Origin of the sequence: Brevundimonas sp. BAL450, from assembly GCF_015767455.1 — a bacterium.
GTDB classification, from domain to species: Bacteria; Pseudomonadota; Alphaproteobacteria; order Caulobacterales; family Caulobacteraceae; genus Brevundimonas; species Brevundimonas abyssalis.
On record NZ_JADWOW010000026.1, the window covers coordinates 13395 to 37563 of the forward strand.

A 24169-nucleotide genomic window follows, 5' to 3' on the forward strand; every position below is an offset into this window, starting at 1 on the left:
CGCGGCCCTATTCAGCCGCAGGCGCGGTGGCGGCGGGCGCCGCGGCCCGCGCCGGCTGGGCCACCGTCACGCGGTCCCCTTCGCCCAGGAAACCGGCGCCCTGAACCACCACGCGGGCGCCTTCGGGCAAGCCGTCGACAGAGCTGCGCTCGTCGGTCCGGGCCAGGATCTCCACCGGCTGGAAAGTGACGCGGTTCTCGTTTCCGACCACGTACACCCCGGCGCGGTTCTCGCGGTACAGGATGGCCGGGGTCGGCACGGTCACCGTCGGGCTGGCGCCCACATCGATGTCGGCGCGGGCGAACATGCCGGGGCGCAGGCCGCTGTTGCCGGTCAGGGCGATGCGCGCCACGCCCAGGCGGGTCTGGGAGTCCACTTCGGGCGTCACGATGCGGACGCGGCCGGTGGCCGAGCCCACTCCGTCGGAGTTCACCGTCGCGCTCTGCCCCGCGCGGATCAGGCCCAGCTCCGTCTCCGGCACCCGGGCGTCCAGCTCCAGCCGGCCGTCGCGGACGATGCGGAACAGCTCGGTCCCGGCCGGGACGATCTGGCCGCGCGTGACGCTGCGGCTGATCACGAGGCCGGAAACGGGCGCGCGGATGGTGCTCTGGTTCAGGCGCGTCCGGGTCTCGGACAGGGACGCCCGGGCCGAGGCCAGCTGGGCGTCGGCCGCGCGCTGTTCTGAAATCGCCAGATCCAGCGACGCCTGGGCCAGGAAGCCCCGCTCGCGCAGTTCGCGGGCGCGGCCCAGCTCGGCGCTCTCGCGTTCGGCGTTGGCCTCGGCCGACGACACCGCCGCCTCCTGCTGGGCCAGCTGGGCGCGCAACAGGTCGTTGTTCAACTGCACCAAGGCCTGGCCCTGACGCACATACTCGCCCTCATCCACATAGACGGCTGTGGCGGTCAGGCCGCCGGCCTCGGCGCCCACCGGCACCTCCTCCCAGGCGTTGACGGTGCCCGAGGCGGTGATGGTGCGCGCCAGATCCTGGGTCGTGGCCACGGCCACGGTCACGGTCTGGGACGAGGCGCCGCCGGCGCCTTCGCCCTCGGCCGCATCGTCGCCGCCGTGTCCGCTGCACGCGGCCAGGGCCAGCAGGGCGCAGGCGCCGAGAACGGCCGCTCCGCCGCGCAGGGTTGTCTTGAGGCGATCGCCGGTTCCGGCCGCGGTCGTCTGCGCCACGCCATGATTCCTTCATCTGGGCGCGCGGCCACAAGGGGGAGGCGGGCGCGCAAAGGCCAGCGTCCACACGACACCGACAGACCGGCTGATTAGACGGTTTGGCCGGCGCCCTCAAACGATCTTAGGGTGTATTACGACATCTTAATTTGCAGGCGGTTTCCGGCCCCGTGCGACAGGGCGTCCCCGCACCGCGCTTGGCGGTCCCCCGGCGGCGTGATACCGGCGCGGTCATGAGCCAGACGCCGATCGAACGCATTCGCAACTTCAGCATCGTTGCGCACATTGACCATGGGAAGTCGACGCTGTCGGACCGGCTGATCCAGCTGACCGGCGGCCTGACCGTGCGCGAGATGCGCGAGCAGGTGCTCGACAACATGGAGATCGAGCAGGAACGGGGCATCACCATCAAGGCCCAGACCGTGCGCCTGACCTACAAGGCCAAGGACGGGCTGGACTATGTGCTGAACCTGATGGACACCCCGGGGCACGTGGACTTCGCCTATGAGGTGTCGCGCTCGCTGGCCGCCTGCGAGGGCTCGATCCTCGTGGTGGACGCGTCGCAGGGCGTGGAGGCCCAGACCCTGGCCAATGTCTATCAGGCCATCGACAACAACCACGAGATCGTCCCGGTCCTCAACAAGATCGACCTGCCCGCCGCCGAGCCCGAGCGCGTGCGCGAACAGATCGAGGACGTCATCGGCATCGACGCCTCCGACGCCGTGCTGTGCTCGGCCAAGTCCGGCATCGGCATCGAGGACGTGCTGGAGGCCATCGTCACCCGCCTGCCCCCGCCCAAGGGCGACCCGGACGCCCCGCTCAAGGCCATGCTGGTGGACGCCTGGTACGACCCCTATCTGGGCGTCATCCTGCTGGTGCGCGTGTTCGACGGCCACCTGCGCGCCGGCCAGCGCGTCACCTTCATGCAGAACGGCTCGACCCATCTGGTGGACCGGGTCGGCGTCTTCCTGCCCAAGAACACCCCGGTGGACCAGCTGGGCCCCGGCGAGGTCGGCTTCATCACCGCCCAGATCAAGGAAGTGGCCCACGCCGCCGTCGGCGACACCATCACCGACGAGAAGCGCCCCACCGCCGCCCCGCTCAAGGGCTTCAAGGAAGTCCAGTCGGTGGTGTTCTGCGGCCTGTTCCCCGTGGACGCCGCCGATTTCGAGGACCTGCGCGCCGCCATCGGCCGCCTGCGCCTGAACGACGCCAGCTTCACCTACGAGATGGAGTCCAGCGCCGCCCTCGGTTTCGGCTTCCGCTGCGGCTTCCTCGGCCTGCTGCATCTGGAGATCATCCAGGAGCGCCTGAGCCGCGAGTTCAATCTCGACCTGATCGCGACCGCCCCCAGCGTGGTCTACAAGATCGCCATGCGCGACGGGTCCGAGATCGACCTGCACAACCCCGCCGACCTGCCCGACGTGATGCAGATCCTCGAGATCAGCGAACCCTGGATCAAGGCCACCATCCTGACCCCGGACGAGTATCTGGGCGGGGTCATCAAGCTGTGTCAGGACCGCCGCGGCAGCCAGGTGGAGCTCAGCTACGTCGGCAGCCGCGCCCTGGTGGTCTATGAGCTGCCCCTGAACGAGGTGGTGTTCGACTTCTACGACCGGCTGAAATCCATCTCCAAGGGCTATGCCTCCTTCGATTACGAGCTGTCGGGCTACAAGCCCGGCGATCTGGTCAAGATGAACATCCTGGTCAACGCCGAGCCGGTGGACGCCCTGTCCATGCTGGTCCACCGCAACCGCGCCGAGACGCGCGGCCGCGGCATGGTGGAGAAGATGAAGGAGCTGATCCCGCCCCACATGTTCGTCATCCCCATCCAGGCGGCCATCGGCGGCAAGATCATCGCCCGCGAGACCGTCCGCGCCCTGCGCAAGGACGTGACCTCAAAGTGCTACGGCGGCGACGCCACGCGGAAGAAGAAGCTGCTGGAGAAGCAGAAGGCCGGCAAGAAGCGCATGCGCCAGTTCGGCAAGGTGGAGATCCCGCAGGAGGCGTTCATCGCCGCGCTGAAGATGGACGATGATTGATGTCGGTCAGGATATTTCTAAAGAAGCCTAGGCTGATGACGTCTCTTGATCAGGCGCGGCCCTTTACGTTGATATTCGTCCCATGCCGTCGTCAACATCTCTAGGAACTGATTTAGTTCTTCTTGTTTCATGGCCGGGAGGGTGGGCCATTCGTAAACGCGACAAGACCGATGGGCCGATAACGGCTGAGTGGATAAGATGACAAAATCGACGTCGCAGTAAGCATAATCTGGTGCTTGCTCCAGAAGGCCACGCTTTAAAATCGCCAGGGCGGCCCGGATTTGCCGTTCGTTGAGCGGCCGATCCCACAAGTGCAACAATAAGAGACGCGGCTCTTCCAGCTGTCGCACACGGATTGGCGATATCTTGAGAGTCAGGTCAGCCCGTACCGGAAAGGTAAGCGGAGGCAATTGGCCAATCGGGCTTACGATAGCCTCTTTTAGAAAGATGGCCCCTGCCCCCATAACGCCTTCAGCGCATCGGCGGTCTATCGGATCAGGCAGGCCCGATGCATATGACTGAGCTTGGGCGAGGGTCATTCGCCCTTCCAATACGCTCAAAAATAGTTGCCGCGCCGCATCATAGCGGGGCGGCGATTTTCGCTCCGCGGCAACCAAGCCTTTGACGGTCTCCCGCCCATCATCCTCAACCATGGAAATGGTTGACAGAAAGCCCGGGAGTTCATTGAGCGGAACGCTTCGATCATCCATAGCGGAGAGAGGGTCGCATGATTCTTGGCCCCGCACGCAATGCGCGTTGCCATTATGTTCTTAGTTGAGCATACTCATTTGATGACCGATATCGCTCATCCGCACCGCCAGACCTTCGAGTCGATCCGTCATGAGAACGAGGGCGCGGAGTACTGGCTGGCCAGGCAACTGGCGCCCGTTCTGGGGTACGAGAAATATGACAACTTCCTTCAGGTCGTAAGAAAGGCGCGCGTTTCATGTGTGCAGGCTGGGCTGGAGGAAGCCGACCATTTTGCCGACGTCGGGAAAATGGTCGACATTGGCTCCGGCGCTCGGCGCGCGATCGCGGACGTTCGGCTATCGCGCTATGCCTGCTACCTGATTGTCCAGAATGGCGATCCGGCCAAGCCGGTGATCGCGGCAGGCCAGACCTATTTCGCCGTCCAGACTCGACGTCAGGAGATTCAGGACGATCCGTCCTTCGCCGGGCTTTCGGAAGATGACCGGCGGCTGATGCTTCGTCGGGAGATGGCCCAGCACAATACGGCCCTTGCATCGGCAGCGCGGCAATCGGGCGTGGAGACTGGGCTGGACTATGCGATCTTTCAGGATCACGGCTATCGGGGCCTTTATGGCGGCCGCACCATGCGGGACATTCACACCCTGAAGGGGCTGAAGAAGAGCCAGAAGATTCTGGATCACATGGGCTCGACCGAACTTGCGGCGAACCTGTTCCGCGCCACGCAGGCCGAGGAAAAGCTCAAGCGCGATGGCGCGCGCACCAAGGCGCAGGCGAACGACATTCATCATGCCGTGGGAAGGAAGGTGCGCAGCACGATCGCCGAACTGGGCGGCGTGATGCCTGAGCACCTGCCCACGCCGGACACAAGCATCGGTCAACTGGAAAGGGCCAAGGCGAAGGCCCTGAAAGACCAGTCGGGCGGCTGATGCCGCCCAAGGAGGCTCCGCAATGAACAAGGCTCAATGGACCGCCGCCGTCGATCAACTGATGCGCCGCGAGTGGTGCATCGGCATTGAAGATGCCGGGATCGACGAACAGCAACTAACCGACTATTGGCGCGACGGCCAAACGCCCGCCGCGTTCTTGGAATGGTTCGCCGAGAAGTACGATCTGATCCGGTTCGAGCGCAGCCCGTCGGTCAGAACCGCGCGCGCCATGTCTCCGCGCTCAGGTTCACGGCAACCTCCAGCGGGGGCTTGAGCTGGAAAAGGCCCGGCGTCTTGGGCAGATCGTGCAGGCGGTAGAGGCGCCATGCGTCGGGGCGTTCCAATGAAACTTCGCGCTCGGTGCGGGTCAGGAAGAAGTCGGTGGTGGGGCCGCCGCGTGTGGCCTTGACCTCGATCAGACGCTCGCGGCCGTCGGGTGCGTAGCTGCGAATATCGTAGCCGGCGCCGTCGCCATGCTCCTGCGAGGTCCATTCGATTTTCCGCGCCAGATCAGCGCGGTCGTTGGCGATGAGGAAGGCGCACTCGTGGTCAAACACGCGCTGTTCGCCCATCAGGCCGAGGGTGCGGTTGCGGTGGTCGCGGGCGGCGGGGTCGAACTTGCGGATGATGCGGACGAGACCCGGCGGGCGGGGCTTGGCGGGGTTGGCTGTGGGCGGGGTTGTGGCGGGCAGGATCGCGCCCGGTGCGGCTGCCCCCTCCACCGCCTGCGGCGGTCCCCCTCCCCCGATGGGGGAGGAATAGACCGCGCCCTCTTCGGCGAGGCCGGAGGCTTGGTCGGGCAGGCCGAGGGCCCAGGCATCGGGGCGGGCGTCGAGATAGCGATCCAGCGCATCGAAGATGGCGGCCTGATAGTTGGCCATGGGGCGATAGCCGCGGATGGTGGGCAGGCCCAGTTCGGCCAGCACGGCCGAGATGTTCATGTGCTTGAACTCGACCGAGCGGTGGGAGCGGCCTGTCTGTTCCATCAGGGCCCGGGCGTGGTGCGCCTTCACATAGGGCTCCCCCTCGGACTGGGCGCGCAGCATGGCGAAGTGGTCCGCAACGATGGCGTCAAGCTCATCGTCCGACCAATTGCTGCCTGTGACGTTCTGATCCGCCAATGCGTTGTCCCCCGCCAACCCAGGGTAGCGGGACAGGAATGGGTTTGACCAGGCGCCTCGTCGGGCGCTGCGCACGCACGCGGCGCCGTGAGTCTGGATCGTCCGGTCAAGCCGGACGATGACGGGGATTGGGGTTGGGGTGGGGGTTGGGGTGGGGCGCGCCATACGCCGCCGCGTTCGGAGCCCCAAGGTCTTGATCCGCAAGGATCGGGCGGTCGTTTGGGGGCGATTTGTCCGCACGCGTTCGGGCCTGCGCCATCATCACCCCATGACACGCAAGATCGAAGAGGCGCAGCCGACGTGGTTTCGGCTGAGCGAGGAAAGCTGGAACGAGATCCGGGAGGCGTACCGGAACGGGGCGACGGCGAAGGAGCTGGCGGTGCGGTGGAAGGTGTCGCCCAGCTCCATCTATCGCCATGCCTGGGAGGGGGGCTGGAGCAAGAAGCGCAGCGCCGATGCGGATGCGCGGGCCCACGCCGAGGCCATCGCCGAGGAGGAGCGGGCGGACCAGACGCGGCCGGACCCGGAGGCGGGCCTGTTCGGGCCGCCGGGCGCGGACGACGAAGCGATGCTGGGCGATCCGGCGGCTCTGGCCGAACAGGCCATGGCGGCCTCGGTGCGGGCCATGCGGGCGCGGCTGTTCGTGGAGGCGGAGAAGCTGGCGCGGCTGTCGGAGGCCTATGGCCGGATGGCGGAGAAACGGGGCGGGCCGGCGGTGACCATCGAGACCATCGACCTTGAGACCCTGTACGACATCGTCATGAACAAGGACGGGCGGGTGGGCGAGCGGTTCCGGGTGGACCCGGACGATCCGGGGCCGCGCGATCCGATTCTGGTGCGCTACTGGTCCCACCGGTACGCCGAGCGGGAGGCCTTCAAGGAGCAGATCCGCAGGGTGCGGGCCAATGCGAGAAAGGCGGCGTGCAGGGCGGTGGGGCTGGACCCGGACGCGCCGCTGCCGGGGTTCTAGGGGCGACAGGGTCTGAAATTGGCAAGCGGCGCCGACCGGGGTCGGCGCCGCTGCTCAGGTCTCAAAATCGGCCCCAGAAGCGTCCTCGGGGCCGGTGGATCAGGCCATGGCCTTTGTCAGGTTCTCGGCCACCTTGTCGAGGAAGCCCTCGGTGGTGAGCCAGCTCTGGTGGTCGCCGACCAGCAGGGCCAGGTCCTTGGTCATGTGGCCGCTCTCGACCGTGTCCACGACGACCTTTTCGAGGGTCTCGGCGAAGTCGATCAGGGCCTGATTGCCGTCCAGCTTGCCGCGGTGCTTGAAGCCGCGGGTCCAGGCGAAGATCGAGGCGATGGAGTTGGTGGAGGTGGCCTCGCCCTTCTGGTGCTGGCGGTAGTGGCGGGTGACGGTGCCGTGGGCGGCCTCGGCCTCCAGGGTCTTGCCGTCGGGGGTCATCAGCACCGAGGTCATCAGGCCCAGCGAGCCGAAGCCCTGCGCCACCACGTCGGACTGGACGTCGCCGTCGTAGTTCTTGCAGGCCCAGACGAAGCCGCCGGACCATTTGATGGCCGCGGCCACCATGTCGTCGATCAGGCGGTGCTCATAGGTCAGGCCGCGGGCGTCGAACTCGGCCTTGAACTCCTCGTCGAAGACCTTCTGGAAGATGTCCTTGAAGCGGCCGTCATAGGCCTTGAGGATGGTGTTCTTGGTGGACAGATAGACCGGGTAGTTGCGCGCCAGGCCGTAGGCCAGGCTGGCCCGGGCGAACTCGGTGATGGAGTCGTCGAGGTTGTACATGCCCATGGCCACGCCGGCCGAGGGGGCCTTGAACACCTCGTGCTCGATGACCGCGCCGTCGTCGCCGACGAACTTGATGGACAGGGTGCCCTTGCCGGGGAACAGGAAGTCGGTGGCCTTGTACTGGTCGCCGAAGGCGTGGCGGCCGACGATGATGGGCTGGGTCCAGCCGGGCACCAGACGGGGCACGTTGGAGCAGATGATGGGCTCGCGGAAGACCACGCCGCCGAGGATGTTGCGGATGGTGCCGTTGGGCGAGCGCCACATCTTCTTGAGGCCGAACTCCGCGACCCGCGCCTCGTCCGGGGTGATGGTGGCGCATTTGACGCCGACGCCGTGCTTCTTGATGGCCTCGGCCGCGTCGATGGTCACCTGATCGTCGGTGGCGTCCCGGTGCTCCATGCCCAGGTCGTAGTAGTCCAGCTCAAGGTCCAGATGCGGAAAGACCAGCTTGTCCTTGATCATCTGCCAGATGATCCGGGTCATCTCGTCGCCGTCGATGTCCACGATGGGGTTGTCGACCTTGATCCTGGTCATGCTTCGTCGCCTTCCGGTTGGGGAGAAAAGTGTCGGGCGGGGTATAGCGAGCGCGGCCGCCGGTGCAAAGCCCGCCGCGGCGGCGGGCCATTCGCCCGTTGCGCGAAACCGGGGGCGCTGATAGCGCTGGGTGGTCTTCGTTCGGAGCAACCGGCCATGCCGCGTCGTCCCCTTTCGCCCGCCCGGGCGCCCACTGTCCGTCCGTCGCTGGAGGCCTTCCGCAAGGCGTCGCCGGGCGAGATCCTGACCGATCTGCTGACCTTCGACCGGCTGCTGACCGGGCCGGTGATCCATCTGATCTACTGGGCCGGGCTGGCGCTGATCGTGCTGGGCGGGTTCGCGGTGGTGGGCGGCGCCGTGGGGCTGGCGCTGAACGAGCCGGGCTGGCTGTCGTGGGTGCTGGCGATCCCGACGCTGGTGATCGGCCTGCTGGTGCTGTCCATCGGGGCCCTGCTGTGGCGGTCGTTCTGCGAGCTGTACGTGGCCCTGTTCCAGATCGCGGCGGACCTGAAGGTCATGCGCGCCTATGTGGAGCAGGATCACGCCCCCGCGCGCGGGGAGCCGTGACGGCGGTCGATGTCCTGATCATCGGCGCGGGCCCGGCGGGGCTGACGGCGGCCACCTATCTGGCGCGGTTCCGGCGCTCGGTGCTGGTGGCCGACGGGGGCGAGCCGCGCGCGGCCTGGATCCCGCTCAGCCACAACATGCCGGGCTTTCCGGAGGGCATCGGCGGCGACGCCATCCTGACCCGCATGCGGCTTCAGGCCGAGGAGTACGGGGCGCAGATCCGGCCGGTGTTCGTGGAGGGGTTGGCGCGCGAGGGCGACGGCTTCACCGCGCGGCTGGGGGATGTGCGGATCACCGCCCGCGCCGTGCTGCTGGCCACAGGGGTGGTGGACCATCACCCGGACCTGCCCGGAGTCGAGGACGCCATCGCCCGGGGGCTGGTGCGCATCTGCCCCATCTGCGACGGCTTCGAGGCCATCGGCAAATCCATCGCGGTGATCGGCGACGGCGATCTGGGGGCGCGGGAGGCGGCCTTCGTGCGCACCTATTCGGAGCAGGTCTGCCTGATCCATGTGGGGCCGCCCGTGGCCCTGACCCGGCGCGACGACCTGAAGCGTCTGGGCGTGCCGGTGATCGAGACCACCATCGAGCAGGTGCATATCGAGGGCGACCGGCTGATCGCCCTGTCATGGGGCGGAAAGCAGACCAGCTTCGATGCGGTCTATTCGGCCCTGGGCACCACGCCCGAGTGCGGCCTGGCCGTGGATCTGGGCGCGGCCCTGGGCGAGGACGGACGTCTGGCCGTGGATGATCACCAGCAGACCAGCGTGCCGGGCCTCTATGCGGCCGGCGATGTGGTGCGCGGCCTCAACCAGCTGACCGTGGCCTCGGCCGAGGCGGCGGTGGCCGCCACCGCCATCCACAACCGCTTCAGACAGGCGGAGGGGATGACGGCGGACTGAGGCGGCGTCAGCCCCGCTGGGCCGCGATCCAGTCGTCCACCACACGTTCGAGCACGGTCAGCGGCACGCCGCCGGCGTTGAGCGCCGTGTCATGGAAACCCTTGATGTCGAAGCGGTCGCCCAGCTGGGTCATGGCGCGGGTGCGCAGGTTGCCCCACACGGTCTGGCCCACCTTGTAGCTGGCCGCCTGACCTGGCCAGACGCAGTAGCGCTCCACCTCGGTGGTGACCGTGCTCTCGGCGTCGCCCAGGGTCTCGACCATGTAGCGGATGGCCTGTTCGCGGCTCCAGCGTTCGGAGTGGAGCCCGGAATCCACCACAAGGCGCACGGCGCGGAACATGAAGGACTGCAGGTAGCCCAGACGGCCCCACGGGTCGTTGTCATAGACGCCCATCTCGTCGGCCAACTGTTCGGCGTAGAGGCCCCAGCCTTCGGAATAGGCCGAGAAGCCCAGCAGCTTCATCAGCATGGGCGCGTCGTCGTTCTCCATCTGCAGGGCGATCTGGTGGTGATGGCCCGGCGACGCCTCGTGATAGGTCAGGGTGGGCAGGGTGAATTTCGGCCATTCAGCCGTGTCCCGCAGGTTGATGTAGTAGGCGCCCGGACGCGAGCCATCCAGAGCCGGCGGCTGGTAATAGCCGCCCGGCGCGCCCGCCTCGGTGGTGACCGGCACGCGGCGCACCTCCACCGGCGAGACCGGGATGCGGCCGAAATAGGCGGGCAGGCGGGCCTGCATGTCGGCCATCTGGGCGTTCAGGGAGGCCAGCAGCTCCTCACGGCCCGCGTCGGTGTTGGGATAAACCTGGGCGGGATCGCGGGCCAGGGCCGAGATGCGCTCACCGACGGTGCCCTCGGTGCGGCCCTCGGCGCGCAGGATCTGGTCCGCGCGGGCGCTCAGTTCGGCCACCTGCTCCAGCCCCATGGCGTGCACCTCGGCGCCCGTCATCTCGGTGGTGGTGAAATAGCGCAGGCCGAAGCGGTAATAGTCTTCGCCGCGGGGCAGCCGCCACACGCCCGCATCATGGGTGGCGTTCGCCCGCTGGCTGCGCAGGGCTTCGGCCTGACGCTCCACGGCGGGATAGATGCCGCCCTCGACGATGCGGCGGGCGCGCTCACCCCATTCGCCGGGCAGATTCGCCTCGGCGGCGCGGCGCGCGATGGAGGTGGTCATGACCGACTCGCCCGCCGGCGTGCCCGTCAGATTTCCCAGCAGACCCACAGTGCGCTCGATGATGAAGTCGGGCGGCACGGCGCCCGCCGCGAAATCGGCGTGCATCCGCTCGGTTTCCTGGTCCAGGGCCGTTGGGAAAGCCTCCAGGCGCGAGAGATAGGCCTCCGCGTCCTCGGCCGTTTCAATACGGTGCTGGGCGTCCAGGAAGTCCGGGACGCTGTTGTAGGACCCGCCGAGCTGGTTGACCGTATAGGGCGACGGAAAGCCCTGGCCGTAAGGGAACTCGTAGCTGGAGGCGACCGTATCGCCGAAGTATTTGACCGTGTCGTAGTGGATCTGGCTGCGCGCGGGCAGGGCCGCGCGGTCGATGGACTCCATCTCGGTCATGAAGCCCTGGAACACCACCTTGTCAGCCTCGATCTTGGCTGCGGAGCGGTCGTCGAGGCGCGATTTCAGGGCGGCCATCGGCCCGGTGTCCAGGCCCAGCATGGTCACCGTCTCGGGCGACGTCATGACCATCTGCTGGACGATGCGCTCCATCAGGCCTTCGAGGGTGGCCTCGGCGGTGTCCTGACGGGCGAAGGCCAGAACCTGGCCGGAGGCGGCCAGACCGGCCCCCGCGGCGGCGGTGAAGAGAAGGCGACGGCGGTCGATCATGGCGAAGCTCCCGAAAAACCCAGGATGAAGGGGTATCACCCCCCGGCAGGAGAACAAGTCCGGCGCGCGTTACAACTCTTTCATCCTGGCCGGCGGCCCGGGCCTCGCGTCAGGGATGGTCAGGGCTTCCCGGCTTGTCAGCGACCAAGGTTCGGCCCCAGGGTCTGATGGACGGCGGGAGGGCCGCCGCTGAAAGGGGTCGTCGATGTCCCGACCGATCATTCGCCGGATGCGCAATCTCGCCGTCGCCTGCGCCGCCGGAGCCGGGGTGTCCGGCTGCGTCACCGATCCGGCCTTTCTGGAGGGCCTGGCCCTGGCGGCCGACTCCATCGCCGCCAGCACAGCCAACTGCTACTACCGGCACAACGCCTATGGGGTCAGCGAATACTATTGCCCGCCCACGTACGGCTATGGGGCGCCGGTCTATGTGGCGCCGGTCTACACGCCCCGCCCCCGGCACTATGACCGCCGGGACCGCCACGATCGCCGCGAGTGGCGCGACGACCGCCGCCGGGACCGGGATCGGGACGGACGCCGCGACCGCCGTGATCGGCGCGGCGGCAAGGGCTGATCAGGCGGCGTATAGCTCCTGCTTGACCCGCTCGGCCAAGGTCTTGATGTCCAGCGGCTTGGGCAGGAACGAGACATTGGCCTCGTCCGTCAGCAGGTCCGAGAAATCGCTCTCGGCATAGCCGGAGATGAACATGACCGGCGCGTCGCCCAGATAGATGCGCGCTTTCTTGAGCAGGGTCGGGCCGTCCATGCCGGGCATGACCACGTCGGAGATCAGCATGTCGATCTGGCCGGCGTGCTCTTCGGCCAGCAGAAGGGCCTCTTCGCCGTCGGCGGCCTCGATCACCTCATAGCCGCGCTGACGCAGCAGCTTGGCGGCGATCAGGCGCACGGCGGATTCGTCCTCCACGAACAGGATGCGGCCGGCGCCGGACAGGTCGCGCGGGGCTGATTTCTTGGGCTTGGGCTCCTGCACAGCCTCGGCCAGATCCTTCTCGTTCGCGGCGGGCAGGAACATGCGGAAGGCCGCCCCCTCGATCCCGCTGGGGCCTTCCAGATTCTGCACGGCCACATGGCCGCCCGCCTGCTGCATGATGCCGTAGATGGTGGCCAGGCCCATGCCCGTGCCCTCGCCTACGGGCTTGGTGGTGAAGAAGGGCTCGAAGATCTTGTCCAGCAGCTGGGGCGGCACGCCCGGGCCGGTGTCGGCCACCTCGATCAGGGCCACGTCGCCGTCAGGCGCGGCGGCCCAGCCCAGCTCCCGGGCCTGATCGGCGGACAGACGCTGGGTGCGGATGGTGACCAGCCCCGCGCCCGGCTCCACCACCCCGCGCATGGCGTCGCGGGCGTTGACGGCCAGGTTCATGACCGCCCGCTCCAGCTGGCCCCGGTCGGCGGTCACGGTGGGCAGGTCGCGGCCGTAGTCGGTCTCCAGCCGCACGTCCTCGTGCAGCAGGCGGCGCAGCAGGACGGCGAAATCGGCCACCAGCTCGCCCAGGTCCAGCCGTTCGCGCTTTACCGTCTCCTTGCGCGAGAAGGCCAGCAGCTTGGACACCAGGCTGGCGGCGCGCGACACGGTCTGGCGGATGGCGTTCAGCCCGTCATAGGACGGGTCGCCCACCGGGTGGCGCTCCAGCAGGGCGTCGGTCTGAAGGCGCATGGCCGTCAGGATGTTGTTGAAATCGTGGGCCACGCCGCCCGCCAGCTGGCCAACCGCCTGCATCTTCTGGGCCTGGGCCAGCTGCATCTCTGTGGATTTCTGGGCCGTGACGTCGAACAGCCAGATGCGCCGTCCCTCGCCCTCGGGGGCCACATACAGGTGCAGGCTGCGGTCCGGAAACGCCTTGGCGATCAGCTCGATGGGGCCGGACGAGCCCTGGGCGATGCGTTCGCGCGCCTCGGCCACGCCCTGGGGCAGGAACAGCTGGCCGAAGGCGGCGTCGCGCGCGGCCGCGGGGCCGGTCAGCACGGCCAGGGCGGGATTGGCCTCCTCCACCTTGCCGGCGAACAGGTCCTCGCCCGCCAGCACGGCGGACCCGAAGGGCGCACCCGCCGCCATGGCGCGGCCGTCGCCGGTCTCCACCACCGGCGCCCGTGCGGGCTGGGCCGGGTCGCGGGGGGCCAGCACGCTTTCGGGGGCCTGGCGCACCAGGAAGCGTCCGTCGCCCGCCGCGCCGATCAGGACCTCCACGTCCCGCTCGCCGATCCTGAGCATCGCGCGGCCCGGCTCGCCGCCGCGCGCCTGGGCGAAGGCCATGTAGAGGGAGCTCGCAGAACGGCCCGACGGCAGGGCTGTGGTCGCCCCGCCCGCCTCGGTCCAGGCGGCGTTGAAGGCCAGCACCCGTCCGCCGCTCCAGACCAGGGCCGCGGGTTCGGCCATGGCGTCCAGCAGGTCCACCGCCGCGTCGCCCGCCGCGCGCCGCCGCTCGCCCGCATCGGCGCGGCCGAACGCCATCACCCCCATCAGGGCCACCGCCGCCAGAGTCACGATCAGGATCAGCCCCGGGGCGCTCCAGGGGTCGTGGCGGAAGGCCGGATAGGCCGCCGCCGCCACGGCGATGACGAAGCAGACCGCCGCCGTCACCAGCCAGGGGTCGATGCGCATCCGGGTGGGGATGTCCCGTGTCAGGGCTTCCATGGGGGCCTCGCAGCCGATTCGCTGATCATCAGCATACCCTGTTTCAGTCTCAGCGACGCTTGCGGCTGTTCAGCACGAAACCGATGACCTTGGCGGCGGCCTCGAAATGCTCGCGGGGGATGACCTCGTCCACCTCCACCGTGGCGTAGAGGGCGCGGGCCAGGGGCACGTCCTCGATGATGGGCACCTCGTGCTCGCGGGCCACTTCACGGATTTTCAAGGCCAGGGCGTCGACGCCCTTGGCCACGCAGAGCGGCGCGGCGTCCTCGCCCGGCTCGTATTTCAGGGCCACGGAATAGTGGGTCGGGTTGGTGACGATGACCGTGGCGTTGGGCACGTTCTGCATCATCCGCTGGCGGCCCTTCTGGGCGCGGATCTGCTTCAGCTTGGCCTTCACGTGGGGGTCGCCCTCGGCCTGTTTGTAGTCGTCCTTCAGCTCCTCGCGGGTCATGCGCATGCGCCTGGCGAAGCGGTGGCGCTGCCACAGGAAATCGGCGAAGGCGGCGACGCCCAGAAAGGCCAGGGTCGCGCCCAGGATGGCGACGGCGAGATCGCGGGCCATGGGCAGGATGGCCGCCGGGCTCATGGCCGCCATGGCCTCCATTTCGCGGGTGTGGGGCTTCAGAACCACCCAGGCGATGGCGACGATGGCCACCAGCTTGAGGAAGGTCTTGACGAATTGCATCAGGCCGTCGGGACCGAAGATGCGCTTGGCGCCCTTCAGGGGCGAGATCTTCTCCAGCTTCGGCTTGATCTTCTCGCCGGTGAACAGGAAGCCCGACTGGGCCAGATTGCCGCCCGCGCCGCCGACGATGGTGGCCAGGGCGATGGCGCCCAGCAGGGGGACCGTGGCCCACAGGGCGCGGGTCCCGATCTCGATCCCGGCTCCGGCGTGCAGGGCGTCGACCATGGCGTGGGGCTGGGCGAGGAACGGCATCAGCTCGGCCGCCATCCGGCTGGTGAACCAACCGCCGCCGATCAGGATCACCGCCGAGGCGCCCATCAGCGACAGCCAGCTGGCCAGGTCCGGGGTCTTGGCGACGTCGCCCTTTTTCCGCGCCTCGTCTAATTTTCGCGGGGTGGCTTCTTCTGTTTTGGACTCCTGGTCCTTTTCCTCAGCCACCGGCGCCTCCGGTGAACCCCATGGCCAGGGTGCGGAACCGCTCGATGAACACCGTGCCCACCACGCCCAAGCTGAGGGCGAACACCGACAGGCCCAGGATGATGCTGAGCGGGGCGGTGGCGAAGAAGATCTGGAACTGGGGCATGACCCGGCCCACCAGCCCCGAGGCCAGGTTGAAGATCATGGAGAAGACCAGCACCGGGGCGGCCAGCTGCACCCCCAGCAGAAAGCTGTCGCCCACCGTGCGCACGGCCATGGCGGCGAAGTCATTCAGCAGCAGGGGGCTGACCGGCGGGATCACTTCATAGCTGCCGGCCAGACCGGCGATGAACAGGTGATGGGTGTCGGTGGCGAAGATCAGGGTCACGCCCAGCAGGGTCAGGAAGGCGGCCAGGGTCGAACCGGGCTGGGCCTGGAACGGGTTGGCGGTCTGGGCGAAGGCCAGGGTGGTCTGCAGCGAGACGATCTCCCCCGCCGTCGCGAGGGCCGACAGCATCATGCGCAGCAGGGCGCCGATCATCAGGCCGGTCGCCACCTCGCGGATCACCCAGCCCGCCACCCCGCCCATGGTGGCCGGCAGGGGGGGCAGATAGCCCACCACCACGGGCGCAAGGGCGATGGAGATGACCAGGGCCATGGACAGGCGGATGCGCGGCGGCACATAGGCCTCACCGACGCCGGGGATGGTCATCAGCATGGCGCCCACGCGGGCGAAGATCAGCCCGCCGGCCCAGACCTGATCGGCGGCGGCGTAAGGCTCCATGGACGCCCTACATCCCCGCGATGCGTTCGGTGATCTGCTGGAAGAACCCGCCCATCAGGGCGCCCATCAGCGGCAGAAGCAGCAGTAGCGACACGAAGATGGCGATGATCTTGGGTGCGAAGATCAGGGTCGCTTCCTGAATCTGGGTCAGGGCCTGGAACAGACCGATGACGACGCCCACGACCAGCCCCACGATCAGCACCGGCGAGGCCAGCTGGATGGTCAGCCACAGGGCGTCGCGCCCCACATCCATCACCTCGGTCCCCGTCACGCGCTCAGCCCCGTCAGTCGACAATACACCGGGCAGAAAATGCCGGGGGCATGGTTAACAGGGGGCTAAGATCGGCTGATCGCATCCCTTCAGCCGGAGAAATCGTATGGAAAAGGACTCCTCGATTGGACCCTCATCGCCACGATCCGCTATGGACGCCCCATGACCGACGACAACACCCCCGTCTCCCAGACCGACGCCGAAGCCGCCGTGCGCACCCTGATCCGCTGGGCCGGCGACGATCCCGCCCGCGAAGGGCTGATCGACACCCCCGCCCGCGTGGCCCGCAGCTATCGCGAACTGTTCGCCGGCTACGAGGTCGATCCGCGCGAATATCTGGAGCGCACCTTCCAGGAAGTGGGCGGCTATGACGAGCTGGTGATCCTCAAGGACATCCGCTTCGTCAGCTTCTGCGAACACCACATGCTGCCGGTGGTGGGCAAGGCGCACGTGGCCTATCTGCCCACCGACCGGGTGGTGGGCATCTCCAAGCTGGCGCGGGTGGTGCGCGGCTTCGCGCGGCGCCTGCAGATCCAGGAGAAGATGACCGCCGACATCGCCCGCACCATCCACGAGGTGCTGCGTCCCGAGGGCGTCGGCGTGATCATCGAGGCCGAGCACAGCTGCATGACCATGCGCGGCGTCGATGTGCCGGGCGCCAGCCTGATCACCAGCCACCTGATCGGCGTGGTCCGCGACGACCCCCGCACCCGCGAGGAATTCATGCGGCTGGCGCGGGGCTAGAAGCGGACCCTCTTCCCCCTCAAGGGAAAGAGGGTTTCCGGGTCAGTGCTCGCCGTGGTCATGGCCGTGGACCTGGCCGATGGCCTCGTCCGGGGCCAGGGTGTCGCCGTCCTCGCCCTCGAACCAGAACGGGCGGCGTGGCTGGCCGCCCACCTCGTCCATGTTGTCGTCGAAGATGCGGCCGTTGATCACCGTGTAGCGGATCGAGGTGGAGTTCCGCAGGTTCTCCAGCGGGTTCTGCGACAGCACCACCAGATCGGCCAGCTTGCCGGGCTCGAGAGACCCGATGTCGCGATCCATGCCTAGGGCGCGGGCGCCCTGGATGGTGCCGGCCTGCAGCGCCTGGTGCGGGCTCATGCCGCCCTGCTCCAGCATCCACATCTCCCAGTGGGCGCCCAGCCCCTCGCGCTGACCGTGCGGCCCCAGCAGGACCGGCACCCCCAGCTCGGCCAGGCGTGCGGCCTCCCGGGCGACCGAGATGTGGTTCAGCTCGTTGTCCGGCACATGCACGGGGCGGCGCGAGCGGGCGTCCACGATGCGGCGGGGCACGAAGCGCAGCAGGCGTTCGTTCCGCCAGACCTCGCTTTCCTGGTACCAGTAATTCTCACCCCAGTTGCCGCCGTAGGCCACCGTCAGGGTCGGATTGTAGGCCACGCCCGTCTGGCTCCAGAGCTGGTGCACATCGGCGTACAGATTGGCCAGCGGGATGGCGTGCTCGATGGTGGTGTGACCGTCCACGATCATGGTCATGTTGTGCTGGAACAGCGAGCCGCCCTCGGGCACCACCATCATGTCCAGTTCGCGCGCGGCCTGGATGATCTGCTGACGCTGGTCCCGACGGGGCTGGTTGTAGCTCTTGACGCTGAAGGCGCCCGCCGCCTGCATCCGGCGCAGGGTCGACCGGGCGTCGTCCAGATCCTCCACCACCGCCGTGAAGGGCGTGGCGGCGCCGTACAGGATCGTGCCGGTGGAGAAGATGCGCGGCCCCAGCACCCTGCCCGCCCGCGCCAGTTCGCTGTGGGCGAAGATCTCGCTGGTGTCGTTGGACGGGTCGTGGATGGTCGTGACCCCGAAGGCCAGGGACGCGTAGTTCACCCAGCTCTGCTGCGGGATGATCTCGTTGGACCCCATGGAGCCGTGCCAGTGACCGTCGATGATGCCGGGGATGATGGTGGCGCCGGAGGCGTCCACCGTCCGCGCGCCGGCCGGGACCGTGACCGATCCGGCCGGGCCGACCGCCGCGATGCGGTTGCCGTCGATGACGATGGTCCCGTTCTCGATCACCTCGTCGCCGTTCATGGTGATCAGCCGGGCGCCGGTCAGGGCCAGCACGCCGTCGGGCGCCGCCGTCGGATGGCTGAAGCCCAGATTGATCCCGCGCTCGGGCGCCTCGGGCAGTGTCTCGGGCGCGCCCTCGACGAAGGCGAAGGCCTCGTTCAGATCGCGTGAGAACAGCTCCGGCCCCAGCGACCATTGCAGGCGGCTGGAATCGCCGGACCAGTGCAGCCACTCGCCCGCGTCGCGGGTGACCCGGGTCTGGGGCAGGGCCCCGCCCCCGGCGCTGAGCGACACGCCCCGGCCCGTGCCGATGAAGGGGGCCACATAGGCGTTGAAGCGCTCGGTCCAGGCGATCCAGTTCTGGTCCGGCGAGATGAAGAACTCGGACGCATACTGGCTGGTCAGGTGGGTGCGCTCGTCCGAGCCGTCCAGGTCGATGGAGCGGAACTCCCGCACCCCTTCGGCGCCCGAGGCCGTGAAGAACAACCGGTCGCTGTCGGCGCCGAACTGGGGCTGCGAGCCCGAACCGACCACCAGGGTCGGCTCTCCGCCGCCCGCGGGCATGGCGTAGACGCCGGTGTCGCGGCTGTAGAGACCCGAGCGCAGCCCGCCCCCCGACACGGTCCGGTAGACGATGGTCCGGCCGTCGGGCGAGAAGGTCGGCTCCACATAGTGCCCCGGCCCCTGGCTGACCACGCGGCCGTTCCCGCCCGAGGCGGGAACCACGCGGATGGTCCCGAGCTCGTCGTCGCTCCAGGTGGTGTAGACGATGGAGCGGCTGTCGCGGGACCAGGACGGATACAGCTCGAAATGGTCGTCCTGACGGGTCAGGCGGCGCGCCTGTCCGGTCGGCAGGTCGCGAATCCACAGATGGCCCAGGGCCTCGAACACCGCGCGGCGGCCGTCGGGCGAGGTCTCGGCCCAGCGGACCATGCGCACGTCGAACTGCTCGGGCGCCACCTCAACCGGGCGGCGCAGGGCGTCCTGCACCCGGCGGGTGTCGGTGACACGGAACGGGATGTCCGCGACCTCGCGGCTGTCGATGTCGATGCGACGGATGTGGCCGCCCGCCCAGAAGACGATGGACTGGCTGTCCGGGGTCCAGCTGATGCCCGGATAGACCCCGTGGATGGCCCAGGTTTCCTGAAGATCGCGGTCCAGCCCGTCATGGATCGGGATTTCGCGGCCGGACTCGATGTCCATCAGATACAGGGTCGACTGGTACCGGACCCGCCGGATGAAGGCGAGCCAGCGGCCGTCGGGCGACGGGGTCGGCCGGATCGCGCCGCCGGGCCCGGTCACATAGGGCTCCACCTCGCCGGTCTCCCGGTCCAGGCGCTGGATCACATAGATCTGACCGTTGGGGTCCTTGCTGTATTCGAAGGTGCCGCCCGGCGTGGCGTCGTCGCTGAAATACAGATAGCGGCCGTCCGGCGAGAACACGGGCTCGCCCGAGTCCTTCTGCTGGGTGCGGCGCTCGGTCAGCTGCACCCCGGAGCCGCTGCCCGAGCGGTGATAGAGCCACATCTCGCCGGCCCCCAGCGAACGGCCGGAGGTGAAGTGCTTGCGCGCCACGATGAACTGGCCGTCCGGAGTCCAGTCCGGCTGGCTCAGCAGGCGGAAGGTCTCACGGGTGATCTGGGTGGTCTCGCCGCCGGCCCGGTCGATGGTCCAGATGTTGTCCCCGCCGCCCCGGTCCGAGGTGAAGGCGATGGAGCGCCCGTCGGGCGACCAGCGGGGGTGCATGTCCCAGGCGACGCCCGAGGTGAGATTGGTGGCCGGGCCGCCGCCGATGGGCATGACATACAGGTCGCCCAGCATGTCGAAGACGATCTCGGTTCCGTCGGGGCTGACATCCACGGACATCCAGGTGCCCTGGGTGACATCGATGGGGATGTCGCGCGCCGGGCCCATGGGGTTGTTCACATCCCAGGCCTCGTCCGTCTCACCCGCGCCGGGAGGCGGCTCGGTGGGGCCTGATCCCACGGCTTCCTGTTGCGCCAGCTCCTGCTCGAGGGGCCGCGGCTCCTGCTCCTGCTGTTCGGGGCTGTCCGCGTCGGACTGGTCGGCAGGTACCGGCTGGGGCGTCGGGGCCGGCTGGGGTTCCTGGGCCCACGAGGGGCAGCTGATGGCCAGGACGGCGACGCTCGCCAACAGGATGCGCTTCATGGGGAATATCCAACGGGCAGCTTCGCGGCACGCGCGCCGCGGCCGAATGTCTAGACGACCTTCGCGCGGCTTGGCGAGCCTTTGAGAGATTTTGGCGTCCCGGGCGGCTCGCGCTAAGGCTTGATCATGACCGATCCCTCGCAGCCGCCCGACCCCGTCGATCTGCGCCGCGCGTCCGACGACGGCGACGCCGAAGCGGCCCACCGCCTCGCTGTGCTGGCGGCGGTGGGATTCCGCATGCCGCCGGACTGGACCCTGGCGCTGGGGCAGCTGGCCCGCGCTGCGGCCCTGGGATCCGGAACGGCCCGCGATCAGCTCGCCGTGCTGGCGCCGGACGCCGGGCCTGTCGCGGCCGGACGGGACGATGCGGCCGCCTGGGATCAGGCCGCGCGGGCCGTCGATCTGGCGTCATGGCTGGCGCCGCCGCGCCCCATGATGATCTCGCCGGGTCCGCACGTGCTGTCCATTCCCGGGTTCCTGCCCCCGGCGGCCTGCGACTGGATCATCCAGAGGGCGTCGGAACGGGTCGGGCCCGCCGAGGTCTATGACCCGGCCACGGGGCTGGGGCGGCGCGAGGGCGCGCGAACCAACAGCGCCTGCGCCTTCGACCTGTGGTCTCTGGATCTGGTCATGGTTCTGCTGCGCGAGCGGGTGATCCGGGTGACCGGTCTGCCGGCCCATGGCCTGGAGCCGTTGCAGGTGCTGCGCTACGACACCGGCGAAACCTTCGACTGGCACGTGGACTATCTGACGCCCGACCAGCCGGGTCTGGCCGAGGACATGGCCCGAAAGGGTCAGCGCATCGCGACCCTGCTGGTCTATCTCAATGAGGACTATGAAGGCGGTGAAACGGCCTTCGAGAGCACGGGGCTGAGGCACAGGGGCGCGCGGGGCGACGCCCTGATGTGGGCCAACACCCTGCCGGACGGCCGTGTCGACACGCGCACCCGCCATGCGGGCCTGCCGCCCGTGAAAGGGGTCAAATGGGTGGCGTCCCAGTGGTGCCGGAGCGGGCCGCCGCGGCGCTGAGGCCTCAGCCTCAGATCGGCATGCGCATGATTTCCTGATAGGCGCTGATGACCTGATCGCGGACGGCCATGACGGTCTCCAGGGAGGCCTCGGCCGAGGTCACGGCGGTGACCACGTCGATCAGTTCGGCGCGGCCCTGGATGGCGGCCGACATCTGGGTCTCGGCCGCGCGCGACTGCTGCACCGTGTCGCCGATCACCGACTGCAGGATGTTCGAGAATTCCGAGCCGCCCGCCGGGGCGACGTTTCCGCCGGCCGCCGAGGGAGCCGCCGCGCCCTGGGTGGCCGCATAGGCCCGCGCCGCCATCATGGGGTTCATGGCTTAAGCCTCCTAGCGCTTCAGCAGGTCGAGGATGCGGGTGTCCATGGCCCGCGCCGTCTCGATGACGTTGAGGTTGGCCTCATAGGCCCGCTGGGCCTCGCGCATGTCCATGGCCTCCACCAGGGTGTCGACGTTGGGCCGCATCACATAGCCCTCTTCGTTGGCGGCCGGGTGCGACGGGTCGTACTCCATGCGGAACTCACCCATGTCGCGCCGCACCGCGGCCAGCTGGACGCCGGTGCCGCCGTCGAGCGCCTGGGTCTGGAACACCGGCATCTGGCGGCGATAGGGCTCGCCCCCCGCCACCAGGGCCGTGGACTGGGCGTTGGCGATGTTCTCTGCAATGACGCGCATGCGCGATTGCTGGGCGCGCAGCGCCGAGGCCGCGATGTTCATGGTCGGGTTCCGGGGGGGGACGGGATCAGGCATTGCTCACTCCTTTAGCCCGCGCCGGGCTTGCGTGCGGCCATGCGCAGCATGTTCAGGGACTTCTGGTAGAAGCCGATGGCGGCGTCGTGGGCCATGCGGCTCTCGGCCATGCGCAGCATCTGCTCCTCGACCACCACCGAATTGCCGTCCAGCGTGGTTTCGGAATCGGGGGAGGTCATGGAGGCGTAGTTGATCCCGCGCTGGGGCTCCATGGCTATGTGGGCCGTGCTGGTGCGCATCATGCCCACCCCCTGCGTCTGACGCATCATGGCGTGGGCGAAGTCGTCTGGCGCACGCAGGTCCCGGGCGGCGAATCCCGGCGTATCGGAATTGGCCACGTTCTGGGCGATGACCCGCTGACGCTCCTCCAGCCAGCCGAGTCGGCCGCGGATGGCGTCGAACAGGGGGATGTTGTCCAGGCGCATGAGATTCCCGCCACAATGGCTACTGGGCGGAAAATGCCGGGTGCATGGTTAACAGGCCGTTTCCTCAATGGGTCGTTAACCACGATCCTTAATGCTGAGGCGCGAATCCGGCGTGTGGCCGGCGGGGCGGTTGAATGGGTTTTCTTGATTTCGCGCGGGCGATTCTGGGCCTGGCCATCACGCTGGGCCTGATCGGTCTGGCGGCCTATGCCCTGCGCCGCTATGCGCCTGGCCTGATGGTGCGCTTCCAGGGCGTGCGGGGCGAGCGCCGCATGCAGGTGGTCGAGACCCTCGTTCTCGATCCCGCCCGCCGCCTGATTCTGGTCCGTGTGGACGATGAGGAGCGGCTGATCCTGCTGGGCGAGGGCAAGGAGCTGATCGAGCCTCGCGGCAAGGATGGCGGGGCGTGACCCGGCCGGCCGTGCTCGCCCTGCCCACCCGCGCCGAACTGAAGCGCGCCCTGCGCCTGTCGCTGATCGTCACCCTGGTCAGCCTGAGCCTGGGCCTGATCCTGCCCGTGGCGGCCATCGCCCAGGAGGCCGCCCAGTCCGGGTCGGCCATCAGCATCGATCTGGGCACGGGGGCGGGCCTGACCGAGCGGGTGGTCCAGCTGGTGGGCCTGATCACCGTGCTGTCGCTGGCGCCGTCCATCGTCATCATGACCACCAGCTTCATCCGCATTGTGGTGGTTCTGTCGCTGCTCAGGACCGCCCTGGGCATGCAGCAGTCGCCGCCCAATGCGGTGCTGGTGTCCCTGGCCCTGTTCCTGTCGGCCATCGTCATGGCGCCGACCTGGCAGGCGGCCTACGATTCCGGCATCCGGCCCCTGATGGACCAGCAGATGGAGCTGCCCCAGGCGTTCGACGCGGCGGCCGAGCCGGTCAAGGGCTTCATGCTGGATCAGGTGGGGCCGCGCGATCTGGAGCTGTTCACCCGCATGTCGCGCATCGATCCGCCGGAAAGCGCCCAGGATCTGCCCCTGCGGGTGGTCACGCCGGCCTTCATGATCTCGGAGCTGAAGCGCGCCTTCGAGATCGGCTTCTTGCTGTTCGTGCCGTTCCTGGTCATCGATCTGGTGGTGGCCAGCGTGCTGATGTCCATGGGCATGATGATGCTGCCGCCGGTGATCATCAGCCTGCCGTTCAAGCTGATCTTCTTCGTGCTGGTGGACGGCTGGCGGCTGGTGGCCGGATCGCTGGTGGAGAGCTTCCAGCGCGCGGCGGGCAGTTAGCCGCCTGACGCCGCGCCGGACACGGCGTTGGCCGCGCCGATGAACACATTGGTCGCGGTCTCGCCGAACAGGGTCACCGCCCCGATGATGACCAGGAAGATCAGGGCGCAGATCAGGCCGTATTCAATGGCCGTGGCTCCACGCTCGTCCGAGGCCAGCCGACGCACAAACCGTTTCATG

At 68.4% G+C, this 24169-nt stretch carries 25 protein-coding genes; 11 read left to right on the plus strand and 14 right to left on the minus strand.

Annotated features, from left to right (window positions below):
* Positions 1-7: 7 nt before the first annotated feature.
* A complete protein-coding gene (locus tag IWC96_RS00755) occupies positions 8-1180 on the minus strand; it encodes an efflux RND transporter periplasmic adaptor subunit (protein ID WP_262422547.1) in 1173 nt (390 codons plus the stop codon).
* Positions 1181-1410: 230 nt separating this feature from the next.
* On the opposite strand from IWC96_RS00755, the gene lepA reads away from it, so the two are divergent.
* Positions 1411-3219 carry a translation elongation factor 4 gene (gene lepA, locus IWC96_RS00760; RefSeq protein WP_196838190.1) on the plus strand — a complete coding sequence of 603 codons (1809 nt, stop codon included), beginning with the start codon at positions 1411-1413 and terminating at the stop codon, positions 3217-3219.
* A gap of 17 nt (positions 3220-3236) precedes the next feature.
* On the opposite strand, the gene IWC96_RS00765 is transcribed toward lepA, so the two are convergent.
* Entirely contained in the window at positions 3237-3929 is a 693-nt protein-coding gene (locus tag IWC96_RS00765; protein WP_158332142.1) for a hypothetical protein, read from the minus strand.
* 81 nt (positions 3930-4010) lie between these two features.
* Between IWC96_RS00765 and dinD the strand changes: the two genes are divergently transcribed.
* Both dinD and IWC96_RS00775 read left to right on the plus strand, forming a co-directional pair.
* On the plus strand, positions 4011-4856 hold the full coding sequence (gene dinD, locus IWC96_RS00770; RefSeq protein WP_021698239.1) for a DNA damage-inducible protein D: 846 nt from the start codon (positions 4011-4013) through the stop codon (positions 4854-4856).
* 22 nt (positions 4857-4878) lie between these two features.
* A complete protein-coding gene (locus IWC96_RS00775) occupies positions 4879-5130 on the plus strand; it encodes a hypothetical protein (RefSeq protein ID WP_148291532.1) in 252 nt (83 codons plus the stop codon).
* Here IWC96_RS00775 and IWC96_RS00780 read toward each other — a convergent pair.
* Positions 5069-5977, minus strand: a complete 909-nt coding sequence (locus tag IWC96_RS00780; protein ID WP_231378740.1) for a DUF3883 domain-containing protein — start codon at positions 5975-5977, stop codon at positions 5069-5071. The two genes, IWC96_RS00775 and IWC96_RS00780, sit on opposite strands and share 62 nt — an antisense overlap.
* A 268-nt stretch (positions 5978-6245) precedes the next feature.
* Between IWC96_RS00780 and IWC96_RS00785 the strand changes: the two genes are divergently transcribed.
* A complete protein-coding gene (locus IWC96_RS00785) occupies positions 6246-6947 on the plus strand; it encodes a helix-turn-helix domain-containing protein (RefSeq protein WP_045318671.1) in 702 nt (233 codons plus the stop codon).
* A 99-nt stretch (positions 6948-7046) separates the two neighbouring features.
* On the opposite strand, the gene IWC96_RS00790 is transcribed toward IWC96_RS00785, so the two are convergent.
* Entirely contained in the window at positions 7047-8258 is a 1212-nt protein-coding gene (locus IWC96_RS00790) for an NADP-dependent isocitrate dehydrogenase (protein WP_021696197.1), read from the minus strand.
* 156 nt (positions 8259-8414) lie between these two features.
* Here IWC96_RS00790 and IWC96_RS00795 point away from each other — a divergent pair, with 156 nt between their 5' ends.
* Positions 8415-8825 (plus strand): DUF4282 domain-containing protein, encoded by a 411-nt coding sequence (locus IWC96_RS00795; RefSeq protein ID WP_196838191.1) that lies wholly within the window; start codon positions 8415-8417, stop codon positions 8823-8825.
* Positions 8822-9727 (plus strand): NAD(P)/FAD-dependent oxidoreductase, encoded by a 906-nt coding sequence (locus tag IWC96_RS00800; RefSeq protein WP_196838192.1) that lies wholly within the window; start codon positions 8822-8824, stop codon positions 9725-9727. The genes IWC96_RS00795 and IWC96_RS00800 overlap by 4 nt, the downstream gene beginning before the upstream one ends.
* 7 nt (positions 9728-9734) lie before the next feature.
* Here the strand turns inward: IWC96_RS00800 and IWC96_RS00805 are convergent, their stop codons facing one another.
* Complete coding sequence (locus tag IWC96_RS00805; protein WP_021696200.1) at positions 9735-11555, minus strand: DUF885 family protein; 1821 nt, start codon at positions 11553-11555, stop codon at positions 9735-9737.
* Positions 11556-11760: 205 nt separating this feature from the next.
* Between IWC96_RS00805 and IWC96_RS00810 the strand changes: the two genes are divergently transcribed.
* A complete protein-coding gene (locus tag IWC96_RS00810; protein ID WP_021696202.1) occupies positions 11761-12126 on the plus strand; it encodes a hypothetical protein in 366 nt (121 codons plus the stop codon).
* Here IWC96_RS00810 and cckA read toward each other — a convergent pair whose 3' ends face one another.
* From cckA to fliQ, 4 genes are read right to left on the minus strand one after another with little or no spacing between them, the layout of a single operon-like run.
* The gene (cckA, locus tag IWC96_RS00815; protein WP_021696203.1) at positions 12127-14205 is read right to left on the minus strand and encodes a cell cycle histidine kinase CckA; all 2079 of its coding nucleotides are present in this window, start codon (positions 14203-14205) and stop codon (positions 12127-12129) included.
* Positions 14206-14254: 49 nt separating this feature from the next.
* Positions 14255-15328 (minus strand): flagellar biosynthesis protein FlhB, encoded by a 1074-nt coding sequence (gene flhB / locus IWC96_RS00820; protein WP_021696204.1) that lies wholly within the window; start codon positions 15326-15328, stop codon positions 14255-14257.
* Positions 15321-16091, minus strand: coding sequence for a flagellar biosynthetic protein FliR (fliR, locus tag IWC96_RS00825; RefSeq protein ID WP_021696205.1), 771 nt, complete (start codon positions 16089-16091; stop codon positions 15321-15323). Before fliR ends, flhB begins: the two co-directional genes overlap by 8 nt.
* 7 nt (positions 16092-16098) lie before the next feature.
* The gene (gene fliQ, locus IWC96_RS00830) at positions 16099-16362 is read right to left on the minus strand and encodes a flagellar biosynthesis protein FliQ (RefSeq protein WP_021696206.1); all 264 of its coding nucleotides are present in this window, start codon (positions 16360-16362) and stop codon (positions 16099-16101) included.
* Positions 16363-16524: 162 nt separating this feature from the next.
* Here fliQ and folE point away from each other — a divergent pair, with 162 nt between their 5' ends.
* Positions 16525-17106 carry a GTP cyclohydrolase I FolE gene (folE, locus tag IWC96_RS00835; protein WP_196838193.1) on the plus strand — a complete coding sequence of 194 codons (582 nt, stop codon included), beginning with the start codon at positions 16525-16527 and terminating at the stop codon, positions 17104-17106.
* Between the two features lie 42 nt (positions 17107-17148).
* Here folE and IWC96_RS00840 read toward each other — a convergent pair whose 3' ends face one another.
* The gene (locus tag IWC96_RS00840; RefSeq protein WP_196838194.1) at positions 17149-20553 is read right to left on the minus strand and encodes an amidohydrolase family protein; all 3405 of its coding nucleotides are present in this window, start codon (positions 20551-20553) and stop codon (positions 17149-17151) included.
* 126 nt (positions 20554-20679) lie between these two features.
* On the opposite strand from IWC96_RS00840, the gene IWC96_RS00845 reads away from it, so the two are divergent.
* Entirely contained in the window at positions 20680-21582 is a 903-nt protein-coding gene (locus IWC96_RS00845; protein ID WP_148291401.1) for a 2OG-Fe(II) oxygenase, read from the plus strand.
* Positions 21583-21592: 10 nt separating this feature from the next.
* On the opposite strand, the gene fliE is transcribed toward IWC96_RS00845, so the two are convergent.
* Genes fliE through flgB form a run of 3 tightly spaced genes read right to left on the minus strand, consistent with a single transcriptional unit; the run spans position 21593 to position 22758 of the window.
* Positions 21593-21901, minus strand: a complete 309-nt coding sequence (gene fliE, locus IWC96_RS00850) for a flagellar hook-basal body complex protein FliE (protein ID WP_021696211.1) — start codon at positions 21899-21901, stop codon at positions 21593-21595.
* Positions 21902-21913: 12 nt separating this feature from the next.
* The gene (gene flgC, locus IWC96_RS00855) at positions 21914-22333 is read right to left on the minus strand and encodes a flagellar basal body rod protein FlgC (RefSeq protein WP_370541061.1); all 420 of its coding nucleotides are present in this window, start codon (positions 22331-22333) and stop codon (positions 21914-21916) included.
* A gap of 11 nt (positions 22334-22344) precedes the next feature.
* Positions 22345-22758 (minus strand): flagellar basal body rod protein FlgB, encoded by a 414-nt coding sequence (gene flgB, locus IWC96_RS00860; RefSeq protein WP_021696213.1) that lies wholly within the window; start codon positions 22756-22758, stop codon positions 22345-22347.
* 134 nt (positions 22759-22892) lie between these two features.
* Here flgB and IWC96_RS00865 point away from each other — a divergent pair, with 134 nt between their 5' ends.
* Complete coding sequence (locus tag IWC96_RS00865) at positions 22893-23168, plus strand: flagellar biosynthetic protein FliO (protein ID WP_021696214.1); 276 nt, start codon at positions 22893-22895, stop codon at positions 23166-23168.
* A 38-nt stretch (positions 23169-23206) separates the two neighbouring features.
* A complete protein-coding gene (gene fliP / locus IWC96_RS00870) occupies positions 23207-23989 on the plus strand; it encodes a flagellar type III secretion system pore protein FliP (RefSeq protein ID WP_370541063.1) in 783 nt (260 codons plus the stop codon).
* Here fliP and IWC96_RS00875 read toward each other — a convergent pair.
* Entirely contained in the window at positions 23986-24168 is a 183-nt protein-coding gene (locus IWC96_RS00875; protein WP_021696216.1) for a Flp family type IVb pilin, read from the minus strand. The two genes, fliP and IWC96_RS00875, sit on opposite strands and share 4 nt — an antisense overlap.
* Position 24169 lies beyond the last annotated feature (1 nt).